The sequence below is a fragment of the Pseudoalteromonas sp. AWM4_233 genome (assembly GCF_056158285.1).
Genome location: NZ_JBSWSZ010000113.1, coordinates 438,250 through 460,215, shown reverse-complemented (window position 1 = coordinate 460,215; position 21,966 = coordinate 438,250). Strand labels below are relative to the sequence as shown.

The following is a 21,966-nucleotide window of genomic DNA, read 5'->3' as shown; positions in this document are numbered from 1 at the left end:
TTTTTTCAAATTCAAATTATCTATCTACAGTTATTTATATTACAAAATCACATTGGCTTTCTATCAATTTACTTTTTTTGCAACAAAAACGACAAATGTGTTCATCTACCCAAGTTTGCAGCGCTTCTATCGGCAGCGGCTTAGCGTAAAAGTAACCTTGTACGTATTGCCCGCCTAAGTCGTTAAGGCTCTTCAATTGCACCTTGTTTTCGACCCCTTCGGCAATGACTTTAAGGTTTAAACTGTCCGCCATTGAGACAATCGCTTTAACCAAAACTGCGGAGTCTTCACTGGCAGTCAGATCTGAAATGAAACTGCGGTCGATTTTAATGGTGTTTATCGGGAAGCGGCGAAGATAGCTAAGCGATGAATAACCTGTACCAAAGTCGTCAATGGCAAGCTGTGCCCCTGTAGATCTTAAGTCTTGTAGCCAATTCATCACGGCTTGATCGTTATCGAGTAAGATACTTTCGGTTATTTCTAAATTTAATAAGTTAGCATTAAATTGCGTATCTTTGAGAATCGTTGAGAGTATTTCAGCATTAAACCCTAAGCGATATTGTTGACTAGAGACATTAACCGACAGCATACACTGGCAGTTACAATTTAAATTGAGTGACTGAATATCTGAGCAAGCTTGTTTTATGAGCCACTCGCCCATTTCACTGATGAGCCCGCTTTCTTCAGCTACAGGAATAAATTCTGCCGGAGAAATAAAGCTACCATCATTAAGCTGCCAGCGCATCAGCGCTTCAACACCATACAAAGATGCACTTTGGGTGTCGACAATTGGTTGATAGAAAAGGCTTAACTCTTGATTCTTAATAGCATTACGGAGCTTGTGCTCTAATTCAACACGGCGATTAACTTGCTGCTGCATGCTTTTTGCGAAAAAGTGGAACTGGTTACGGCCGTTTTCTTTGGCTTTGTACATGGCTAAATCAGCCAGCCTGAGTAACTCTTTGGCATTGTCTGCGTCTTCAGGCAGCAAAGTGATCCCTATGCTCGCCCCTGAGAATATTTCAAAGCCATGGATCATAAAGGGTTTAGATAGCTCACTGATAATCTTTTGCGCCACGCTCGTGCAGTGCTCTATTGATGCGATGTTATTGAGTAAGATGACAAACTCGTCGCCACCAAATCGTGACACCGTATCGCTTTTGCGTACGATTTGAGTTAATCGTGCTGACACCTCAATTAACAGCGCATCACCAGCTTCATGGCCCATGGTATCGTTGATACGTTTGAATCGGTCTAAATCGATAAATAATAAAGCGCTCAGTTGTTTATAGCGTTCGCTATACAGCAAACTCTGTGAAATACGCTCTAGCAGTAAGCTGCGATTAGGCAGGCCTGTTAAGGCATCGTAGTAGGCTTGGTACTGGATTTTTTCTTCTTGTGTTTTACGCTCCGTAATATCTGAAATTACCGCAATGTATTGTTGAATATGACCGTCTTCATCACGCACTGCACTGATTGAAAGCCATTCAGGATATAGCGAACCATCTTTTCGTTTATTCCAAATCTCAGAAGCCCATTGCCCTTGTTCTTTGAGGGTTTGCCACATTTTTTCGTAAAAAGCTTTATCATGCTTGCCTGAACTGAGTATTGATGGTTTTTTGCCTAATACATCGACAGCACTGTAACCTGTGATGCGTGTGAAAGCTGGATTAATAGCAGTAATTTCGAGCTCGCTATTGGTGGTCATAATCCCTTCTTGGGTGGCATTAAACACCGCTGCTGCCGTTTTTAATTTCGCATGGGCATGTTTTTGCTCTGTGATGTCTTCTTTCACAGCAATATAGTGTGTGACCTCGCCTTGTTGGTCTTTTATCGCTGAGATCCTTGCTTGCTCCCAATAGTGTTCGCCATTTTTTTTCTGGTTATGGAATTCACCGCGCCATTGCCCTTTTTCTTTTAACTCTAGCCAAAGCGCTCTGTAGTCAGTGGTGGTCACTTGTGATCTTAAGATCCTTGGAGTTTTGCCTTGCACTTCTTCTAATTGATAACCCGTAATACGCTCAAATTTTGGGTTCACATATTCAATTTTGCCACGGGTGTCGGTAATAACGATAGATACTGGGCTTTGCTCTATGGCATGGCCCCACTTTTTTAAGGTCGCTTCAGCGTGTTTAAATGAGGTGACATCGACACTTACGCAAGCCATTGCGCCATCATGCGCTTGGTTTAATGTGGTTCTGATCCATTTGCCAGCCAAGCTGCAATGTAGAGTTTGATTATGTGATTCAATTTGATTGATCAGTTGGTTGCTTTGTAATGTTTGCCATTGCTCAAGTGTTTTTGGGGCATTGTCAGGGTCTATCTCATGATGATTAAACCAACTTGTGTTCGAAAGCACCAACTGGTTATTTTTATCAAACAGCGCAAACCCTTCTTCAATGGACGTGAGTGCTTCTTTTAGTAACTTGCCAGATCTAAAGGCACTAAATCGGGCATGGTTTAAACGCCTGTAAATAATGATCAGGGCGAGCAACAGCGCTGCACTGAGTATTAAAGTCAGTTGACGATTTTCTTTGCTGCTTTGAAGTTTCTCTAAGTGATACTGATTGTAGCTACTATTGAGCGTGTTAAAAGCCGGTTTACTGGGGGTTGCGACAAAGGCGTTGTACAGGTTTTTTAAATCGTGTTGTTGTACTAGCTGAACCTGTAAGTGTTGTTTTAAGTTTTTAATTAATGGGCTTTGCTCTCTATCGCCAATAACTTCTAGTTTGCTTTGTATTTCGGCCAGCTTTACTTCATCAGCATAAAAGTTATACGACAACACGTCGCTATATAACTGCTGGGCAATCAGTGCGTCTTTGCTGCCTTGGAGTTGTAGCTCTTTATTCAACTGAGGTAAGTAAAGTAAGGTGTTACGCATCAGAGAGGCTGCCGTTTTTATGCGTTCTAGTTGCAGCATTTTGTCATCAATGAGTGCAAAGTAATGCGATATTTTTTGCTGTAAGTCTGATGTTGTCGCTGCAAAAGGCGAGTGCTGAGAGTTAACAAGAGACTGGAGGCCATCAAGCTTTTGTGTCAGCGTGACAAGTTCATCATATTCCGGCATATCTGCGGCAATGATTTTTAACGCAAACTGGTTGAGCTGTGCATCAACGGCATTACTTGAGAATAAAAACTGAACTCTGTTTTGGTGCGCTTTATTGTCATCCTGTGCACTACTGATTAGCGCATAAGCGACCCAAATCAGCATAAAAAATATGGCTAAGTTAATTATTTTACTTAAAAAATTACTCTGCTTCATAAGGACTCATTAATTCCGGATGCTGACCGACTAGGCTAGTTAAAAAAGCACGAATTGATTGAATATCTTGTTCAGGTATAGCACGGCCCAATTGATATTTGGCCATTACTCTAATGGCATCACTGAGATTGTTTTGACTGCCGTCGTGAAAAAAGTGTGTTTGTAAACTGCTTAGCCTGAGGCTTGGAACCTTAAAAACATGTTTATCATAAGGGTTCTTTGTCACCATATAGCGACCTAAATCGGTTTCTGTGATTTCACCGCCATGGTCTTGAAAGTAATCACCAAAATGGCCAATTTTTGAAAACATGTTGCCACCGACATTTCTACCTTGGTGGCAGCTAATGCAGCCATAGCGCTTAAATAGTTGATAACCTTGCTTCGTTCTACTATCAATGGCGTTCTGATCGCCTTGTAACCAACGATCAAAAGGTGAATTAGTCGTCACTAAAGATTGTTCAAACTCAGCAATGGCATGTTGAATGTTTTGTTGGCTGATGGGAGAGTGATAAATTTGCTTGAACTTTGCCGCTAGCTTTTTATCTGCCGCCAGCTTTGCGATGACTTTAGCCCAAGTGGTGCCATGCTCCTTCGGGTTCGTAATTGGTGCATCGACTTGATCAAATAAATCAATTCGTGCGCCACTCCAAGTCTGTCGAATATTAAAGACCGCATTGTACACAGTAGGCGTTTTAGCTGTGGTTTTCTGGCCATCTACGCCATCAGACAACGCCTTGTTGTCAGCGCCATTAGTCGCAAGCTGGTGGCAGCTTGCACAGCTAATTTCATCATTTTTAGATAGACGCTTATCGAAGAAAAGGGCTCTACCCAAAGCTATTTTTTCTTTATTTAAATGGGAAGGCGTCACAATGGGTGTAATTGGCTCTTTGGCAAATGACAGGTTAAAAAATAAAACAGACATTAAAACTACAAACGACCGAGTTAAAGTCATAACGCGCTACTTATCACAAATAATCTAAGTGAAAATTAGCACTGGTTTTGTTTTAGGCTTTTGATGTGGGTTAATAAAAATGAAAAATGATGAGGTACAGCGCTGAAATTGGATTAAATTAATGGTTTAGTATTGATTTCAAGTGTTTTCATAGTGAGTGGTTCTGAATGTGAATTTTTAAGCTGTTGCACTGAGCAGGAAATAGGAGGCTAAATTTATGCTATTTCATTGTGCAACAGCTAATATATCAACCCTTAAAATTGATCGCTTAAGAGGGTTAGTAATATTTGACTACTTACCAAGCCAAGTATTGAATTCACGATACATAAAATCACGAATAATCGGCTGTGCTTCGGCATTCGGGTGAAGGTTATCTTGCATCATCAATGACTTATCTGTTGCGATTTCAACCATAAAATACGGCATTAAATAGCTGTCAGTCGTATTTGTGACTTTTTTGTATGTGTCTGCAAACATCTTGGTGTAACGAGGGCCTAAATTAGGTGGAATTTGAATGGCCATCACCGCGACTTTAGCCCCAGCCGCTTGGCTTTTTTCAACGAGGGTGGTGAGGTTTTTACGAAGAATTTTCACTGGAAAGCCGCGAATACCATCGTTTCCGCCTAGTTCAACTAATACATGAGTAGGCTTGTGGGCCTGTAACCACGCATCAATTTTTAAAATCGCATTGTCGGTTGTTTGGCCGCTGATGGCGGTGTTGATGATTTCGATATCGCTTTGTTCTTGTTTATATTTATTTTGTAACAAATAAACCCATGCTTGCTCTTGTTCAAGCCCGTAGCCAGCGCTTAAGCTATCTCCAATGATCATGATCTTGTCTTTTGCAAAACTCGTAGAAGAAATAAGTAAAAATGCAAGAAATACAGCTAACTTAAGGAATTCTCGTAACATGTCGGTACTTTCTCAGTTGAATATTATAAATGTCGAGGGACTCAGCAAACGCGTAAACACCCTTGAAGGTGAGCTTACTATCCTTAGTGATATCAATTTTGCTGTCAAGCCCGGTGAGTCAGTTGCGATTGTTGGCGCGTCGGGTTCAGGCAAGTCTACTTTACTCAGTTTGTTGGCCGGTCTTGATGTTGCCAGTAGCGGTGATGTGCATTTGGACGGTGAAGCATTAAGTAAGCTAGACGAAGAGCAGCGAGCAAGGATCCGCGCCGAAAAAGTCGGCTTTGTATTTCAATCTTTCATGCTAGTACAGAGCTTAACGGCGCTTGAGAATGTGATGCTACCGGCTGAGCTTGCTGGCGATCACAGTGCCAAAGACCAAGCCGTCGAATTACTTAAAAAAGTAGGTTTAGAGCACCGTCTAGGCCATTATCCATCGCAGTTGTCTGGTGGTGAGCAACAGCGTGTCGCCATCGCAAGAGCTTTTATTGGCACCCCGAAAATTCTCTTTGCAGATGAGCCATCGGCTAATTTAGATACTAAGAACGGTCATATTATTGAAAACCTCTTGTTCGATTTAAATAAACAAAATGGTACAACGCTTATTCTTGTCACCCATGATGAGCAATTGGCTCAGCAGTGTGATCGTATCATTCATATCGAAGGCGGTATGTTGGAGCAAATTCGAGAAGGAGTGACTGCGAATGTGGGTTAAATTAGCGTTTAAGTTATTCTCTCGAGAATTTCGACGCGGTGAACTGAGCATTATTTTTGCGGCGATTGCGCTTGCAGTGCTGACAGTATTTAGTTTGGCATCTGTGACGGAGCGTATCGGCTTAAACATAGAGCAAAAAACCGCAGATTTTATTGCTGCTGATCGCCGTCTTTCAAGTAACCATGAGTTTGAACCAATCGTACAAAAAACCGCAGAAGAGTTTGGCTTAGAAACAGCAGAAATGCTGTTTTTCGATTCTATGTTGTTTGCTAATGACGAGCTGGTGCTTGGCTCTGTAAAAGCAGTATCTAGTGCTTACCCACTAAAAGGCCAAGTCGAGTTAAAAGATAATCTGGAAGGTCAAAGTTACCCAATTCGCGGCGCACCAGAGCCGGGCACTTTATGGCTAAGTGAAGGCTTGTTTTACAGCATGGGCTTAAAAGTGGGTGACACTGTTGAGCTTGGTGCAGGTGAATTTACCGTGGCTAAAGTGCTCATGAGTGAACCTGATGCGCCTTTGTTTTCTTTGGCGGGTAACAAGCGCGTCTTGCTGAACTATGTTGATATTGAAAGAACGCAAGCGGTACAGCCGGGCAGCCGTGTATTCCACCGCTTATTATTTTCGGGCTCTGAGCAAGCTTTAACTGATTACTATGCCTGGTTAAAACCGCAACTAAAACCGAATCAAAGTTGGCAGGGGATCAAAGATAGGCAATCGCCACTTGGCGAGAATTTAGCCCGTGCCGAGCGCTTCTTACTATTGGCTGGTTTATTTGGAATAATGCTGGCAGCAGTGGCAATGGCGGTTTCAGCCAAGCGTTATTGTGAGCGCCAATACGACCCTGTGGCGATGATGAAAACCTTAGGTGGTAGCCGCGCAACCGTGCGCAAAATCTTTCTTACTCACTTAACTTTGGTGACGTTATTCTCAATTGTAATCGGTCTGGTTATTGGCTCTGTGCTGCAAAGTGTTGCTGCAGATTATCTCGCTAATTTTATGGATACTACATTGCCAGAAGCAGGGGCTAAGCCTTGGTTATTAGCGGTATTCATAGGTCTTGTATGTGCTTTGATGTTCTCGCTTAAGCCGCTGTTAGATTTATTTGATATTCCGCCACTGCGTGTTTTACGCCGTAATTTAGGCGATAGCCTTGCGTTGAGTAAAGTGCATATTGGTGTGTCGATTTTGACTATTTTTGTCCTAATGTGGCTGTTCAGCGGTCAAATCATCACAACACTGGTGCTGTTTGCATCTACCTTACTGGTTATTGGCGTGCTGTTTGGTATTTCTCGCCTAATCTTCGCAGCAGGTCGTAAACTCGGTCTTCGCCCAGGTTCTAGCTGGTCGCTTGCAATTGCAACACTGCAAAAACGTGCTAACACCAATGCGGTGCAGTTGATTACCTTTGCACTTGCTATCAAGCTGATGCTGTTTTTAGTGGTACTGAAAAACGACATGATCTCAGATTGGCAAATGCAGGTGCCGGAAGATGCGCCAAATATGTTCTTAATTAACATTGCCGAAGACGAGATCTCGCCGATTAAGCAATACTTCGATGAAAATCAAATCACGCATGAAGCGTTTTTCCCAGTATTTAATGCGCGTGTAAACGCGGTGAATGGTGAAGAGTTTGCACGTCGTGTGTCTAAGCAAGAAGGTGAAGAGCAAGACGAGAATGCCCGCCAAGGGGTTAATCGTGAGCCTAACTTAACGTGGTTAGACGAAGTGCCTGAAGGTAATGAAATCGTAGAGGGTGAATGGTTTAGCGGCTCAGAGCGCTTAGAAGTCTCTGTATTCGATGGCTGGAAAGAGCGTCTTGATTTAAAACTGGGTGATGAGATTGAGTTTTTAATTAATGAACAGAAATTCACGGCAACGGTAACCAGTTTCAGAACTGTAGATTGGGGCACGCTAAAACCAAACTTTGTGATGATTTTAAGCCCTAATTTTGCGGGTAAAATTCCAGTCACTTACTTCAGTGCAGCTAAACTTGAAGCGCAACATACCAAAGGTATTAGCAAGTTATTACAGCAGTACCCAACAATCAGCATGATTGATATTAAAAATCGTATTCAACAGGCACAATCGATGATATCTCAAGTGTCATTAGCGATTGGCTTTGTGCTTATGATTGTATTGTTTAGTGGGGCACTTGTGCTTATCTCTCAAGTCCAAGCAAGTCTTGCTGAGCGTATGCAAGAAGTAGTGATATTAAGAACTCTCGGTGCTAAAGGCAGTTTAATTAAACTAGCTACACTGTATGAATTTTTATTGCTTGGTGCGATAGCTGGCGTGGTTGCCGCTCTGGTGAGCGATATTGCTTTGCTAGTTATTCAGCAGCAGCTATTTGGTGTCGATGGCCGTTTACACCCTTATATTTGGATTTTAGGACCGTTAGCGGGTGCGAGCTTTGTGGCATTCATCGGTTATTTTATGGTGGCAAAAACCATGCGTCAGAATACCCAAAAACTGCTACGTTCATTGGCTTAAGCAGTAAGTTACTTGATTTATTAAAGGAATTGAAAGATGGAACATCATGCTATTAATTACGTTGAGTTTGCGGCAAAGGATTTAGGTAGTACCGAGGCGTTTTTTCATCGTGTCTTTGGTTGGGAATTTACCCCTTATGGCCCTGAATATGTTGCTTTTAGTGGTTCAGGTTTAGAGGGCGGTTTCTATCAAGCTGACAAGATGGCGAATGTTAATTCTGGTAGTGCACTGGTGGTAATATACAGTGAAGACCTAGAGCGCAGCTTGGAGGAAGTGCAAAAGGCGGGTGGGACAATTTGCCAAGATATTTTTGCTTTTCCCGGTGGGCGTCGTTTTCACTTTTTAGAGCCCAGTGGTAATGAGCTGGCAATTTGGTCTGATAAGTAACTAAACTATTCATTCACGATTCGATTAATCGTCCCAAAAATAAAACCCAAACGTGATGTTTGGGTTTTTTATTCTTTAATGTGTTGTATGACTGAGCTTCTAAGAAGCGATACCCACATCTAATTTGGCAAACCACTCCAAAAACTCTTGTACAGCTTCACCCTTAAAAATGCGACCATGTTGCGGTGCCATCATTTCGATATCGAGTTCTTTTACTCGCGCAATCCAATTGTTTTTGGCGCTATTCGATGGCATCCAACGACGATGAAAGTACTCCATATGTTTTACATGTGAAGCAAAATCTTCAACAAACATAGGAACTTCCCCATGCTCTAAAGAGGCGCCAATATCACCGCTCATCAGTATTTTTGATTGCGGGTCATAAACGTTAAAGTTACCTGATGAATGCAAGTAGTGAGCGGGCACAAATTTTAATGTTGCAGAGCCAACTCTGACTTCGCCGCCTTCATCTTTAATTGGCACGTATTCAATATTTTCCATACCAAAGTGGCGTATAAAGCCTTCCCATAACCAAGGGGCATGAAGCTTGGCATTGGGAATGGTTTTATCCCAAAGCCCAAGTGACGAGATAATGTCAGGATCTTGGTGAGAGGCAAACAAGGTGGTGACGTGCTCAAGGTCAACATGCTTGAGAATGCTCGCCAACATAGGAGAAAAAAGTTCTACGCCGCCGGGATCAAGAATGATGGCTTCTTGCGCGCTTTTTATTAGATATTGGTTGGTATCGATGATTTTTTCTGGTTTGCTCTCATCTCGCCCCATGACTATCCATGTGTGACTCGCACTTGAGTATAGTTCGGTTGATTTCAACGCATCACTCCTCTTAATTTTGAAATTTCACTGAGGTTGTCAGTCACAGCTGCTTTAATTCTTTTGGCAGCACTGGCTATAAAGTCAGAAACCCCTTGCAGGCTTTCACTGAAATCTCCTGCATTTGAGGCTTCTACACGGCTCGTAACAGCAATGTATTCGGCACTTCGCATTTGTTTTTGTATGTCTTCAAAGTAGCTTTCTAAATTAAAAATTGCGTGCTCTAGGGCTTTAGACTTAACCATAAGGTCATCACAGCCAGTTGAGAGCAGTGAGTCTAAGGTTTTATCGCTAGAGGCGCTCTTTGCTTTTTGAATATGGTTTATGAAGTTACTGCATCGAACCACGGCAAGCGCCAAGGTAAAAAGCTGATTAGATAAGGTAGAGATCTCGGCAGTCGTTTTGATGGTTTGATCTGAAAACTCATCAATAAAATTGGTAATGGGCTTAAAACCAAACGCCGAATCGCCAGCACGTAGCGCAACAACGCGCGCATTCTTAGCGGTAAGTGATAGGTTTTTTGCCTCGGTTAAGATGATATCTAAGTTGGCAATGATATTGGCAACCCGGATAAAATTTCCAACAGCATCAGTTGATTGAGCAGCTTTAAGCATTATTTCGCTCTGATGAATATTTTTATTGAGCATAGATAATAAATTCAGAAGTTTCTAGATTTTATTATAGTTGCTAAGTTACCTTGATTATTTGAGCTTCATCATAAACACTTAAAATTGGTCAATGTTGATTTGGGAAGAATGGATGCATCGCAACAACATGGTATTAACAGTTCTTATTGTGTTTATTGTTTATTTTAGTTCAGCTTTATTGGGTGAAACCTTTGCTCTAGCTGAGCCTACCTCTCCAAGCTTAATCATCTTGGCGGATGTTGTTTGCATATTAATTGCTCATCGTTTTTGGCAAGGCTTAAACCGTTTTATTCTTCCAGCATTAGCAACCTTGCTTAGCGTTAGCATGTGGCTATTGTCACTGCCTCAATCACTCATTATCAATGTGGCATTTCATCTCTTGATCGTGGGACAGGTTTACTTCCTGGCTGGAGAAATTCGCCATTACAAAATAAAGAGTGTTGGATTAAAGCGACTTGCGCTTGCATACCTTATAGGTGTGGTGTCGTTTGTCTGTGTAGCGTTAGTTTTGTCTAAGGGAAGCGCTTACTTTATCGGAATGGAGCCAGAGGTAGAACATTTACTACAAACCTTCTCAATATTGCTATTCGCTTCACACATTTTGTCTCATGATGAAGAGCAAGAGGGCCAAGTATTTTCTAGGTCTTGGCTGCTAGCATGTGCAGTATGTTTAGCGACAATGCCGATAGCCTTATTTTCTTTAAGTAGTTTTTTCTTGGTTAATTTGCTGCTCTTTATTGCAAGTCGTTTGCTGTTAAACGGCAAACAGTTTGCTTCGCTAAATGTGGTGTTGGCGATGCTGTTTTCTTCGATGATAGTTTTATCGGAACACGCCCAGCAAATCTCGCCTTTAGGTATAAATGGCAGTGTTGAATTGCTTTTTGCAGTGTGTACATCTTTATTTTTGTTAGCTGTTTTATTGGAGCATGCGCGTTTTCAGCATAGTTTCGAGTACAGTCAGGTAATGTTAGTCACCATTGATGAACAAGGGCAAATTGTTCATGCAAGCAAGGGGTTTTTAGATGCCATGCAATGTGATTTCGAAGACTTACAAGGGCGTTACCTGAGCGAGTATTTGAGCGAAGAAAATGCCAGTGATTTACTTAAGTGTGGTGCACAAGGGCAGTCACATTTTTATTTACCTGAAGTGAAACTAACGACCTTCTCACAAAGAAAACTGTCATTAAGCCTATTTGCAGATGTGGTAGATGATAAAGACAAACACACGCAAACTATCATTTCATTTCAGGATATCTCTGACAAGTTGATGCTAACCCAAGCGCTGTCTGAAGAAAAAGAGCTGTTAGAAGTCACCTTAAGCTCTATCGGTGATGGTGTTATCTGTACCGACAAAGCCAGCCGCATTACTTATATGAACCCCGTTGCAGAAGCGGTTTTGGCGAAATTAACTAAAGAAGTGAAGGGTAAGCCATTTTCTGAGGTTATGCCTTTATTTAATGAGGAAACCTTGGAACCCATAGATCAAGTGACAGATCATTGTATGAGACAGCGTGCGACCTTGGGCTTGCCTGAGCTCACTTGTATTAAGAATCACTTGGGCTTGGTGTTTGCTATTCAAGACTCTATCTCACCAATTTATAGTAAATCAGGTGAAATCATAGGCTCTGTTATGGTGTTTCAAGATGTCACTGAGTCTCGAATGATGAGCAGAAAAATGAATCATCTGGCCCATCATGATGCTTTAACAGGCTTACCAAATCGTTTGTTATTACAAGATAGGCTGGCGCAAGCTTGTAAGCGAGCCGATAGAAATCAACATGCTTTTGCTGTTATTTTTATTGACCTTGATAAATTCAAAAATATTAATGACTCTTTAGGTCATGATGCTGGTGACTTGCTGTTACAAGAGGTTGCGCATCGGCTAAACCGAGGTTTAAGAAGTTGCGATACCGTGGCGCGTATGGGCGGTGATGAATTTGTTATTTTGGTCGACAGCATTAAAGAGCGCGCCCATATCCATACTGTGATTGAGAAAGTACTGCTAACTTGTAGCGGGGAGTACGAGTTAAAAGGTATTCAACTGAATGTGACCTTGAGTGCTGGGATTGCTGTTTATCCTGATGATGGTACTAACTCTGAAATGTTGATGAAGCATGCTGATACGGCCATGTATAGAGCTAAAAAGGTCAATAAAAGTAATTATCAGTTTTACAACTCCCAGCTAGACAAAGAGGTCGAACAACGTATAGAACGAGAAGCTGAGTTGGTTCAGGGGCTTAAGCATGGTCAGTTCGAGCCTTACTTTCAGGCTATCGTCAATGCGAAGAGTTTTGCACTGGAGAAGCTAGAAATGCTCGCCCGCTGGCAAACTCAGGAAAAGTTAAAAGGGCCCCATGAGTTTATTGCTGTTGCTGAAGAAGCGGGGTTGATGAATAAAGTCACGCTGCAGTTATTAGAAAAATCAATGACGTCTTTGGTACGCTGGATCACCACTTCAGTAAATTTACAGCTCAGTGTAAATTTAACCGCTGATCAGTTATTAGACGAAAGCTTTCTGAGTGAATTTGAATCTTTACTGGATCGCTATCAAATTTCTCCTAAAAATATTGAGCTTGAAATCACAGAAACATCGCTGATTGCGAACTTAGATGAGATGCGACAGTCCTTAGAGGTTCTACAAGAAAAGGGCTTCAGTGTCGCTATCGACGATTTTGGTACGGGTTATTCGAGTTTAACTTACCTTAAGCACTTGAAGTTCAATACGCTAAAAATAGATAAAAAATTTGTTGATGACTTAAACTATGACAGAGAAGAAGATGACCTAGCTGTTGTGATCATCAATATGGCGAAAAGTTTAGGGGTAAGTACTGTTGCTGAAGGTGTTGAGTATTGCGGGCAAGCAAAACGATTAGCAGATGCGGGCTGTTCCCAACTCCAAGGGTATTGTTTTGCCAAGCCTATGCCCATAGACGCCATTAGTAATATGGTCGAGCTGGGCACGGTAATGAGTCAAATACATAGAAAGATGACTTAATTAACCTGAGCTTTGGATAATAAATCTATCTCCAGCGGCTACTTTCAGCGCTAACAGCGTTGAATTTACTTACAATAGGCCAGCTATTGATGCGTAAATTCGCCTTGTTATCGCTAAAAGTCTCCGGCTGCAGACTTGAAAAAGTTCTTATCATTTCAATATCAATACTTTAGTAAATCTCTTAACCAAAGCTCAGGTTAATTAGGCTGAGTTTAAGCCATGCTATTTATCTATATGTCCTAAGTCTCTATCTGGATCGAGTTTGTCTCTGACACGGCGTTTTAGCTCTTTTGCCTCGGGAAAACCGCCATCTTGTTTTCTACACCAAATTAACTCGTCATTGTAGTAAATTTCAAACACACCTTTAGAAGCCGGTGCTAGTGCTACCTGTTGTAAGTCATCAGCAAATGTTGAGAGTAGCTCTTGGGCAAGCCACCCGCTTCGCAGAAGCCATTGGCATAAAACACAATAATGTATGGTAATGGTCGGTTTTTTCATTGTTTTTTAGCGCAAATTGGTATGATGCACATATTATGTCTGAAAGGGTTTTGTTGTGAAAGCCAAGCTATTATTGATCTTCATTTTGTTATTTAGTCCTTTATTAAAAGCACTAGAAGTTGGTGCGGAGCAAGTGCAAACATATTTACCATTAATAAAAGACAAACGCGTTGCTTTAGTTGTCAATCAATCAGCACAGGTAAAAGAGCAGCACTTGCTTGATTTGCTATTAGAGAAGCGAATTGACGTAAAAAAAGTATTTTCTCCGGAGCATGGCTTTCGAGGAAAGCAGGATGCAGGCGCTAAGATCAATGACCAAATAGACAGTAAAACAGGTTTACCTATTATTTCTTTATATGGAAAGTCGAAAAAACCAAAGTTAACTGACTTGGCTGATGTGGATGTCATTATTTTTGATATTCAAGATGTGGGCGTTCGCTTTTACACTTATATTAGCACCATGCATTATGTACTTGAAGCCGCCGCTGAAGCCGGTAAAAAAGTCATTGTGCTAGATAGACCTAACCCGAACATAAACTTAATTGATGGGCCAGTTTTAGAGCCTGAGTTTCAATCATTTGTTGGTATGCACCCAATCCCAGTATTGCACGGCATGACAGTAGGAGAGCTGGCAAAGATGATAGTGGGAGAGGGATGGCTAAACACTGAAAATCAACCTGAATTAACCGTGGTTGCAGTATCTGATTACGACTTATCGGAGCCGTTTGAGTTACCTATTAAGCCAAGTCCGAACTTGCCGAATAGTCAATCTATAGCGCTTTACCCCTCATTGTGCTTCTTTGAAGCGACACCCGTATCAGTTGGTCGTGGTACCGATTTTCCATTTCAAGTATTCGGCCACAATGACGTGAAGCTGGGCAAGTTTCAATTTACGCCCGTCTCGACGCCGGGTGCTGCACTAAATCCAAAACTAAAAGACACTGTTGCTTATGGTCAAGACCTAAGAGCTCATCAAGGCACTGGGTTTGACTTAGCTTGGTTTGTGGGCGCTTACAATAAATTTAAGTCAGAAAATAAGGTCTTCTTTAAATATCCAAAGTTTATGGATAAGCTGGCTGGCACTGATAAATTAAGAAAAGCGATGCAGTCAGGGCAGTCTTTAACTGAGATTGAAAAAAGCTGGCAGCCTAAACTTAAACACTTTAAGTTGCGCCGCCAACCTTATTTGATTTATGAGCGTTAGTTGTGACGAATTGCACGCATATTGTCTGTGGCAAGGCTAGCGCGCTTTTGCCAACGACTGTGAGACTGGGTTAAGCCCAAAAATAACACATCGGTGATCAGTGTGCTTGCGGTACGAGTGAGAATACCGGCATGTTCTACAGGTTCTTTTTCGAAAGCAGTAAACAGGTTTAATTCAGCTTGCTCAGTTAATGCATTGTTTCCGTATTTAGAGATTGAGACTACACAGCATTCATTCTTTGCAGCTTGCTCTGCTAATGTCACTATACTCTTACTGTCGCCAGATGTGCTAACCGCAATAAACAAGTCGTCTTTGTGCATGGTTGCTAAATAAGCCGATGCACTGATCTCATCCACTTGTGATAGCGCCGGTAAGCCAATTTGTTGTAGTTTCAGAGCAAAGTCATTTGCAACTAGATTGCTGCTACCAATACCACAAATCAAAATTTTGCGTGCACTTTTAATTTTTGCAATAACCTGATTAAGGTCTTCACTGTGGTTTAATTGTAATGTTTCTTCTAACACTGTGGTTTGATGTTGGATCAGTTTAGCTGCCAAATCAGCAATAGGATCGTCGCTGTTGGTAGGTAGTCGCTCATTCGTATTAAGCTGTTTTAAGCTTTGTAAGTTTAGGTCATCGACGATAGCCAGTTTGAAGGCAGGAAAGCCCTTATAGCCTAGTTTTTGCGAAAACTTGATGACACTTGATTGGCTCACGCCTGCAGCTTGAGCAAGCTCGATAGATGATAGTGTTCTGATCTGCTGTGCGTTGTCTAGAACAAAATTTGCTAGCTTGGCTTCGCTGGTAGAAAGCTGAGGCAATAAGGCTTTAATTTTCGAAAATGATGACATGATGTTTACTTCTTGGATAACGTTGTACCTATTATAGGGTTTTATCTCAAAAAAGGTAGTACGTTTATTGTTGTTATTTTCGATATAGTGTACCACTTTTGGTGAAAGTGTCACATACGTGTTTTTTCTTAAAACGCAAAAGCTTGGTTTTTCAAATATTACTCTTTAAGCTTACTCGTTTAATCGTGCATAGCGAATTACACTTCATTACAGTAATTTGTAGAAAATAATAAACCGCACTTAAGGAAATTTATGTCTTGGTATTCAATTTTACCGCCGCTGATAGCTATATTGGTGGTGTTTTGGCGTAAAGAAGTCATTATGGCTTTGTTATTAGCGGTAATAAGCTCAGAGTTTTTATTGCTATATATGCAAGGGCAGTCTGGGTTACTTACTTTTGTTAACAGTGTTGAACGTGTCATTTCTGTGGCAACGTCAGCAGGAAATAGCCGAATTCTTATATTTAGTATTGTGATTGGCGCACTATTGGCCTATATCCGTGAATCGGGTGGTGTCGCTGCGACGGTCAATAAATTGATGAATCTAGGGGTTGCCAAAAGTAAACGGCAAGTTGGGTTACTTACCATGTTTACTGGCACTTCGGTATTTATCGAATCAAATATGAGTGTGTTGACGTCAGGTATTGTTTCACGAGGTTTGTTCGATAAATTTAAAATGAGTCGAGCGCGTTTGGCCTACATTATAGATAGTACCAGTGCGCCCGTGTGCATCTTGATTTTACTGAATGGCTGGGGGGCTTATGTACTTGGGCTATTAAGCAACTATGAGCTTGAGCAGTCAGCAGTGAGCATTCTTTGGAGCTCTGTGGCCTTTAACTTTTACGCCATTATTGCGTTATTAATTGTGCTTTACACCATTGTATTCGATAAAGTGCACGGCCCAATGAAAGAAGCTGAGCAGCAACTTGAAAAACAAAATTTAGAAATCGATGCGGGTCCTGCTGCGAGTAAAGCACGTTTTATGTTAATCCCTTTGCTCACTTTAATTGTTAGCATGATTGGCTTTATGTTTTGGACAGGTAATGGCGAACTTGCTAGTGGTAGTGGCTCTAAGTCGGTACTTTATGCAACGGTTTTAGCTTCTATGGTTGCTTATTTACAGTTAATTGCGCACAAGCAGTTTACCCATCACCAGCTTGTTGATATTGGCTTCAAAGGCATGGGGGAGCTATTACCGCTAGTCAGCATTGTTTTGTTGTCTTTGACCTTAGGTGCGAGTTTAAAAGAACTGGGTACAGGACAATTCGTTGCTTCGTTAGTTGGTGATTACTTACCTATCTATTTGATTGTACCAGTTCTATTCTTAACTGGTGCGGTAATGTCATTCACTACGGGGACGTCTTGGGGCACATTCGCTATTCTAATTCCAATTGGTGTACCGCTCATTCAAGCATTAGGCTTGCCTGCACCACTGGTGGTCGGAGCGATTTTAAGTGGTGGTATTTTTGGTGATCACTGCTCGCCTATCTCAGACACCAGTGCGGTTTCAGCACTGGCATCAGGATGTGACTTATTGACACATGTGAAAACACAATTGCCTTATGCGCTTGTCGGTGGGTTACTCGCATTGTTAAGCTTCTTTGTTGCAAGTCTTATCATGATCTAAGCTATATAGATTAAGGGCAACTATAGATGCCCTGATTTTGACTAGGGGTTGTTAGGTTTACTAACAGCCCTTTTTTATTGCTGGTAAGGGCTAACAGTTCACCTTGACGAAGTTGCCCCTCAAGGTTGAGATCTGATAAATCTCTCACCAATGACTTTTCAATCTCTAGCAAAGTGTTTTCTTTACAGTCAGCAATTAGTAAAAACTCACTGTTGTTCTCAATGATACGACCATGGAATGAACGCGCTTGAGCGAGTAACTCTGAATGTTTTGCTTGAATGCTTTCAGGGCTTTGTAATGTGTGATTTCGAGTGATCTGCACTTTATATTGACCATCTTCTTTGCTGTGGTGCTCTATATGTTCGTACTGGGTCAGGTCAAGCGCGTAAACCTGAGTGCTTTCACTTTCAGGTTGTATCCATAACGCACCTAAAAATAGCAAACCAGCGCAAGCCATTGCCCATTGTGCTTGTTGCCAAAATTTGTTTTGTTTTGGCTGGCGACATTTGGCCTTCATCAGCTCAAGGTCTTGTTTCGTTAAACCCTGCTGTTGCTTTCGCTGTTGGTAAGCTTGCTTCAAGGTTTTATCAAAATCATGATCATTCGCCATGGGAGTCTCCTAAACGCTGTTTTAAAGCTTGTTTGGCGTAGCGCAATCTGGTTTTTGTGGTTTCTACTTCGCTGTGTGTGATCGTTGCAATTTCTTGTAAGCTGAAGCCTTCTAATTGCAGACTGAGCGCTTCTCTTTGCAAAAAAGGCAGAGTAAGGAGTGCATCATAGAGTGCGTTTTTTTCATCCGCTTCAGTTTCGTTACTCACAGCTTCATGGTGTTGCTCATCGAGTGAAGATAGACGGTTCTGTTTCTTAAATTCGTCTAGTAGAGCATTGCGAGCGATTGAGAATAGCCATGCTTTTGGTGTTTGCTGATCACGGTATAGATGGCTTTTTTCTACAACGGTGAGCCACGTTTTTTGGCAAATATCTTTTGCCAGTTCACGATCGCTTTGTCCACTCAAAAAATGAAACAGGTCTTGGCTATAGGTATTGATTAAAATCTCTATATAGATATCTTCGCCAGTCTGTTTATACGCCTCTAGTGGATCTCTGCTGGGTGAAACCTTGTGTAACCATGTCTTTAATGCTATCAGCATAGGCACTTTCCCGATTGTTCTTTTCCCTATTGATTGGCTTATCTCGCTGACAAGCCAATCAACTTAACTTATACCAATCCTCTTAATAAAGAATTATTGAGGATGGGTATTTAGCTTACTGCTGTAATTTGAACTCTAACACAACTTGTAAACCTGTTTGCACTATCGCCTGACCGTTTTCCATTTTAGGACGGTACTTCCAGTCTTTTAGTGCTCTTAATGCTTCTCGATTAAAAATACGCTTTGGCTCAGCATTAATAACTTGTGCATCAATTACATTGCCTGCTTTATCGATTGAAAATGCCATCTCAACCCAGCCCTCTTTGCCATCACGAGCAGCAGTGGCTGGGTATTTAGGGTCCACCCTAACAATCGGGGTTGCATCGCCATCTTGTGGTGCAAATATTTGCGTGTTGATTGGCGTGCGATCTAATTCTATCACTGGGCCGCCTATACCAATTTGTGGTCCAGCTACCTCAGACGGTACCGATGTTTGTGGTCTTGGCGGCTGTGCTTTAGGTTGTGGCGGTGGCGGTAAAGGCCTTGTTTTAGTTTGTACCTCAGAGTCAGGTCTGTCTTGCATGATCTCTAATTCAAAGGGGGGTTTAACTTCAACAGGGGCTCTTTCTTCACTGCTGATCAAATAATCCATAAAGGCAAATGCAGCTAAGGTCACTATGGCACCGATTACAATTGATGCAGATACTTTAGTCATGGTTTGAGCCGGAGTTGGCATGGTGTAAGTCATCATAATAAGCGCCTCTTTTTTGTTTGCTTATCCCTAAAACGACACAGCAAGAAAAAAGGGGTGAAAAAATTTTAAATTTTTTTATCAACCGTTCCACAGTACAATACGTATAGGTTTGCCGAGGAAGTAATATGCAGTTACAAGAGATTGATAAAACGCGTTATAGAAAACATCTGAATAAAGTGATTTTTGCCTGCATTGCAGCGCTCACCGTGGGCAGTTTAGGTATAGCACAACTGCTGATTTTATTGTTCCCTGATGCTGACGGTAGTCACTTTCATTGGAATTTACTGGGCGTGGTTGTGACTTCAATTGTTATAGGTTTGACTTTAAAAAAGGTTAAGTCGCACCCATTTATGTATGAAGTTGCGTATGTGTGGGATTTAAAGCAAGCACTTAATCGCATCACTCGCAAGATGATGGCTATTAAAAAAGCCGCCAAAGAGGGCGATATTGATGCGATGTTAGCGATGCAGTTTAGTTATTCTGGGTCTAAGCAACTTTGGACGCTAGATGACAACACCATCACGATGGAAGATTTGAGTATGTGGCAAGCTGAATTAGATGCATTGGCGCGTGAATATCAAGTTGAATTGGATATTACTAAATACGACGAGCGCATTTTAGCTAAGTTTTAATGGGCTCCTAAATTTCAAGCTATCAAAATGTGATAGTATAACATTTTAAATTATTAGGTTCGCAAAAGTCGTGGCAGAAGTAAGAGCGAGAGTGAAGCTGAATGTAGGACAGCACAGTCATATTCCTGCAGAAATTGTATCGTTTCATGGTTTAAAAGATGGTGAAGAGCATGTTGCTTTGATCTTTAATGAAGCTGATAAGAATGAGGTACCTCTTATTCGTATGCACTCAGAGTGTTTAACGGGAGATGTATTCCATTCTTCACGTTGTGATTGTGGTGAACAGTTAAATGAATGTATCGAAACCATGCATGAGCAAGGTGGCATCATTTTATACTTACGCCAAGAAGGTCGTGGCATTGGCCTTTATAACAAAATCGATGCGTATGTTCTACAGTCGCAAGGTATGAATACCTACGAAGCGAATAACCACTTAGGTTTTGATGACGACTTGCGTGATTTTTCAGACGCTGTTTTGATGCTTCAGGCTATGGGCTTAAATCACGTTAAACTCATGACGAATAATCCACGTAAACTAAATGCGTTAAAAAATGCAGGCATTGAAGTTGATAAGGTTGTAGGTACTCACGCACACATTAAAGACGGTAATCGTCATTATTTAGAAGCGAAAGTGAAGCATGGTTCACACATGTTAGATATGGAAAAAGTACCTGAGAAAAAGTAGCTTTTTCATCCTCTTTTGTATCCGAGAACACAATGCGACCTACTATGGTCGCATTTTGTGTTTTGATAGGTATAATTCCAGTGTTTTGATTAGTTTTAGGTCTTTATGTCTTCAAAGATAAATGTTTTTAGTGCTTCTGCGGGTTTGCAGTGGTTAAAGCAAGGTTGGAATATCTTTAAAACCCAGCCGATGACTTTTATGTTTATGTACATCTTTATGATTGTTGTTGCATTGATCCCCTTGGTGCTTCCTCCATTACAATTAGTTGCAGCATTTACGGCGCCTTTTCTAACGATCGGCTTTTATTTGGCCGTTATTAGCAAGCAGCAAGGTAAAACCATCAGTCTTGCCGATATACTTAAACCGTTTTCGATCAAAGGCCGTCGCCTAAACTTATTTAGACTTGGCTTATATCAAATGGGCGCAGTAATTTTACTGACACTATTAGCTGACAGTTTATTTTCTGAAACTTTTGCGCTGATGCAGCAGGCAACAGAAAACCACAATCACGAGCAATTATTGGCTGAAGTGATGAGTACCTTGTCGATTGGCAACATTGGTATATTTTTATTAGCTCATGCAGTGAATTTAATGGCCTTCGCCTTTGCGCTACCTTTGGTCTTTTTTAAAGGTGAAAACCGTATTTTTAAAGCGCTGGGGCAATCTTTAAAGGTGTTTCAAACGAATATGGCACCGCTTACTGTATTTAGCTTAGTGATCGGTGTATTAATGTTGGCTGCAATGCCATTAAGTTTTGTACCTTTACTGGTTATTATGCCGGTGGCTTATATTGGCTTTTTCTGTTCATATCAGGCGATATTTCCTGCTGATGATATCAGTGACAATAACGGACAGGGCGAAAAACAAGCGTCGCAATCAAGTGCAATCAACACAGGCCGATTTGACGCTTAATGGATGAGCAAACAAAGCAAAAACTAAAAAACTACGTGTTGTGGCTGTTAGGCCGTCAAGAGTACTCAAAAAAAGAACTCGCACAAAAACTGAGAATGAAAGATGCGAGTGAAGACTATATTGAACAGCTTTTAAGCTGGTGTGAGTCCTTAGGGTATATTGATGAAAAGCGCTACTGCGAGAGCTTTTTACGCAGACAAATAAATAAAGGCTTAGGTCAAAAACGTGTTTTGGCCGAAGCGACAAATAAAGGGGTTGATCGGGCCCAACTGATGACGCTAATCGAAGAACAAGAAATAGATTGGTTTGAATTAGCGTTAGAGACCTACCAAAGAAAATATGGCTTAGGCGATAAACAACTCGATTATAAAGAAAAAGCCAAACGGGTGAGATATATGATGTACCGTGGATTTGGCTATGAAGAAATTAATTTTGCAATGCAAGCAACAATAGGTGACTGATCA

General features: G+C 41.3%; 20 protein-coding genes. 10 read left to right on the top strand and 10 right to left on the bottom strand.

Features of this window, described 5'->3' with window-relative positions; genetic code table 11:
- Window positions 1-34 precede the first annotated feature (34 nt).
- The 3 genes from ACXAC4_RS23555 to ACXAC4_RS23545 form a co-directional block, all read right to left on the bottom strand.
- Entirely contained in the window at window positions 35-3,262 is a 3,228-nt protein-coding gene (locus ACXAC4_RS23555; protein ID WP_475166221.1) for an EAL domain-containing protein, read from the bottom strand.
- Window positions 3,249-4,184, bottom strand: coding sequence for a cytochrome-c peroxidase (locus tag ACXAC4_RS23550; protein WP_475166217.1), 936 nt, complete (start codon window positions 4,182-4,184; stop codon window positions 3,249-3,251). The genes ACXAC4_RS23555 and ACXAC4_RS23550 overlap by 14 nt, the downstream gene beginning before the upstream one ends.
- 321 nt (window positions 4,185-4,505) lie before the next feature.
- The gene (locus ACXAC4_RS23545) at window positions 4,506-5,126 is read right to left on the bottom strand and encodes an arylesterase (RefSeq protein ID WP_475166213.1); all 621 of its coding nucleotides are present in this window, start codon (window positions 5,124-5,126) and stop codon (window positions 4,506-4,508) included.
- Here ACXAC4_RS23545 and ACXAC4_RS23540 point away from each other — a divergent pair.
- From ACXAC4_RS23540 to ACXAC4_RS23530, 3 genes are read left to right on the top strand one after another with little or no spacing between them, the layout of a single operon-like run.
- Entirely contained in the window at window positions 5,125-5,838 is a 714-nt protein-coding gene (locus tag ACXAC4_RS23540) for an ABC transporter ATP-binding protein (RefSeq protein ID WP_421963947.1), read from the top strand. The genes ACXAC4_RS23545 and ACXAC4_RS23540 overlap by 2 nt on opposite strands.
- Window positions 5,828-8,329 carry an ABC transporter permease gene (locus ACXAC4_RS23535; RefSeq protein WP_475166209.1) on the top strand — a complete coding sequence of 834 codons (2,502 nt, stop codon included), beginning with the start codon at window positions 5,828-5,830 and terminating at the stop codon, window positions 8,327-8,329. Before ACXAC4_RS23540 ends, ACXAC4_RS23535 begins: the two co-directional genes overlap by 11 nt.
- 36 nt (window positions 8,330-8,365) lie before the next feature.
- Entirely contained in the window at window positions 8,366-8,716 is a 351-nt protein-coding gene (locus ACXAC4_RS23530; protein ID WP_475166208.1) for a VOC family protein, read from the top strand.
- A gap of 99 nt (window positions 8,717-8,815) precedes the next feature.
- On the opposite strand, the gene ACXAC4_RS23525 is transcribed toward ACXAC4_RS23530, so the two are convergent.
- Together ACXAC4_RS23525 and ACXAC4_RS23520 are read right to left on the bottom strand one after the other, a co-directional pair.
- Complete coding sequence (locus tag ACXAC4_RS23525; RefSeq protein ID WP_475166206.1) at window positions 8,816-9,547, bottom strand: oxygen-binding di-iron domain-containing protein; 732 nt, start codon at window positions 9,545-9,547, stop codon at window positions 8,816-8,818.
- Window positions 9,544-10,161, bottom strand: coding sequence for a chemotaxis protein (locus tag ACXAC4_RS23520; protein ID WP_138479219.1), 618 nt, complete (start codon window positions 10,159-10,161; stop codon window positions 9,544-9,546). Before ACXAC4_RS23520 ends, ACXAC4_RS23525 begins: the two co-directional genes overlap by 4 nt.
- A gap of 145 nt (window positions 10,162-10,306) precedes the next feature.
- On the opposite strand from ACXAC4_RS23520, the gene ACXAC4_RS23515 reads away from it, so the two are divergent.
- A complete protein-coding gene (locus ACXAC4_RS23515; protein WP_475166198.1) occupies window positions 10,307-13,189 on the top strand; it encodes a sensor domain-containing protein in 2,883 nt (960 codons plus the stop codon).
- A gap of 222 nt (window positions 13,190-13,411) precedes the next feature.
- On the opposite strand, the gene ACXAC4_RS23510 is transcribed toward ACXAC4_RS23515, so the two are convergent.
- Complete coding sequence (locus ACXAC4_RS23510) at window positions 13,412-13,687, bottom strand: Rdx family protein (RefSeq protein ID WP_475166193.1); 276 nt, start codon at window positions 13,685-13,687, stop codon at window positions 13,412-13,414.
- 55 nt (window positions 13,688-13,742) lie between these two features.
- Between ACXAC4_RS23510 and ACXAC4_RS23505 the strand changes: the two genes are divergently transcribed.
- Complete coding sequence (locus ACXAC4_RS23505) at window positions 13,743-14,891, top strand: exo-beta-N-acetylmuramidase NamZ family protein (protein ID WP_475166192.1); 1,149 nt, start codon at window positions 13,743-13,745, stop codon at window positions 14,889-14,891.
- Here ACXAC4_RS23505 and ACXAC4_RS23500 read toward each other — a convergent pair.
- On the bottom strand, window positions 14,888-15,742 hold the full coding sequence (locus ACXAC4_RS23500; protein ID WP_475166189.1) for a MurR/RpiR family transcriptional regulator: 855 nt from the start codon (window positions 15,740-15,742) through the stop codon (window positions 14,888-14,890). The genes ACXAC4_RS23505 and ACXAC4_RS23500 overlap by 4 nt on opposite strands.
- A 252-nt stretch (window positions 15,743-15,994) precedes the next feature.
- On the opposite strand from ACXAC4_RS23500, the gene ACXAC4_RS23495 reads away from it, so the two are divergent.
- Window positions 15,995-17,368 (top strand): Na+/H+ antiporter NhaC family protein, encoded by a 1,374-nt coding sequence (locus ACXAC4_RS23495; protein ID WP_421963938.1) that lies wholly within the window; start codon window positions 15,995-15,997, stop codon window positions 17,366-17,368.
- A 10-nt stretch (window positions 17,369-17,378) separates the two neighbouring features.
- Here the strand turns inward: ACXAC4_RS23495 and ACXAC4_RS23490 are convergent, their stop codons facing one another.
- The 3 genes from ACXAC4_RS23490 to ACXAC4_RS23480 all read right to left on the bottom strand — a co-directional run bounded on the left by ACXAC4_RS23490 (window position 17,379) and on the right by ACXAC4_RS23480 (window position 19,270).
- Window positions 17,379-17,978, bottom strand: a complete 600-nt coding sequence (locus ACXAC4_RS23490; RefSeq protein WP_475166186.1) for a hypothetical protein — start codon at window positions 17,976-17,978, stop codon at window positions 17,379-17,381.
- The gene (locus tag ACXAC4_RS23485) at window positions 17,968-18,519 is read right to left on the bottom strand and encodes an RNA polymerase sigma factor (RefSeq protein ID WP_475166183.1); all 552 of its coding nucleotides are present in this window, start codon (window positions 18,517-18,519) and stop codon (window positions 17,968-17,970) included. The genes ACXAC4_RS23490 and ACXAC4_RS23485 overlap by 11 nt, the downstream gene beginning before the upstream one ends.
- A gap of 115 nt (window positions 18,520-18,634) precedes the next feature.
- Window positions 18,635-19,270 carry an energy transducer TonB gene (locus ACXAC4_RS23480; protein ID WP_475166180.1) on the bottom strand — a complete coding sequence of 212 codons (636 nt, stop codon included), beginning with the start codon at window positions 19,268-19,270 and terminating at the stop codon, window positions 18,635-18,637.
- A 128-nt stretch (window positions 19,271-19,398) separates the two neighbouring features.
- Between ACXAC4_RS23480 and ACXAC4_RS23475 the strand changes: the two genes are divergently transcribed.
- The 4 genes from ACXAC4_RS23475 (at window position 19,399) to ACXAC4_RS23460 (ending at window position 21,963) form a co-directional block, all read left to right on the top strand.
- Window positions 19,399-19,905: a DUF3087 domain-containing protein gene (locus tag ACXAC4_RS23475; RefSeq protein WP_475166177.1), complete on the top strand. Its 507-nt coding sequence runs from the start codon at window positions 19,399-19,401 to the stop codon at window positions 19,903-19,905.
- A gap of 70 nt (window positions 19,906-19,975) precedes the next feature.
- Window positions 19,976-20,590, top strand: coding sequence for a GTP cyclohydrolase II (locus ACXAC4_RS23470; protein WP_138561732.1), 615 nt, complete (start codon window positions 19,976-19,978; stop codon window positions 20,588-20,590).
- Window positions 20,591-20,695: 105 nt separating this feature from the next.
- Window positions 20,696-21,502, top strand: coding sequence for a BPSS1780 family membrane protein (locus tag ACXAC4_RS23465; RefSeq protein WP_475166173.1), 807 nt, complete (start codon window positions 20,696-20,698; stop codon window positions 21,500-21,502).
- Window positions 21,502-21,963, top strand: coding sequence for a regulatory protein RecX (locus ACXAC4_RS23460; protein ID WP_058031811.1), 462 nt, complete (start codon window positions 21,502-21,504; stop codon window positions 21,961-21,963). Before ACXAC4_RS23465 ends, ACXAC4_RS23460 begins: the two co-directional genes overlap by 1 nt.
- The last annotated feature ends 3 nt before the right edge of the window (window positions 21,964-21,966 follow it).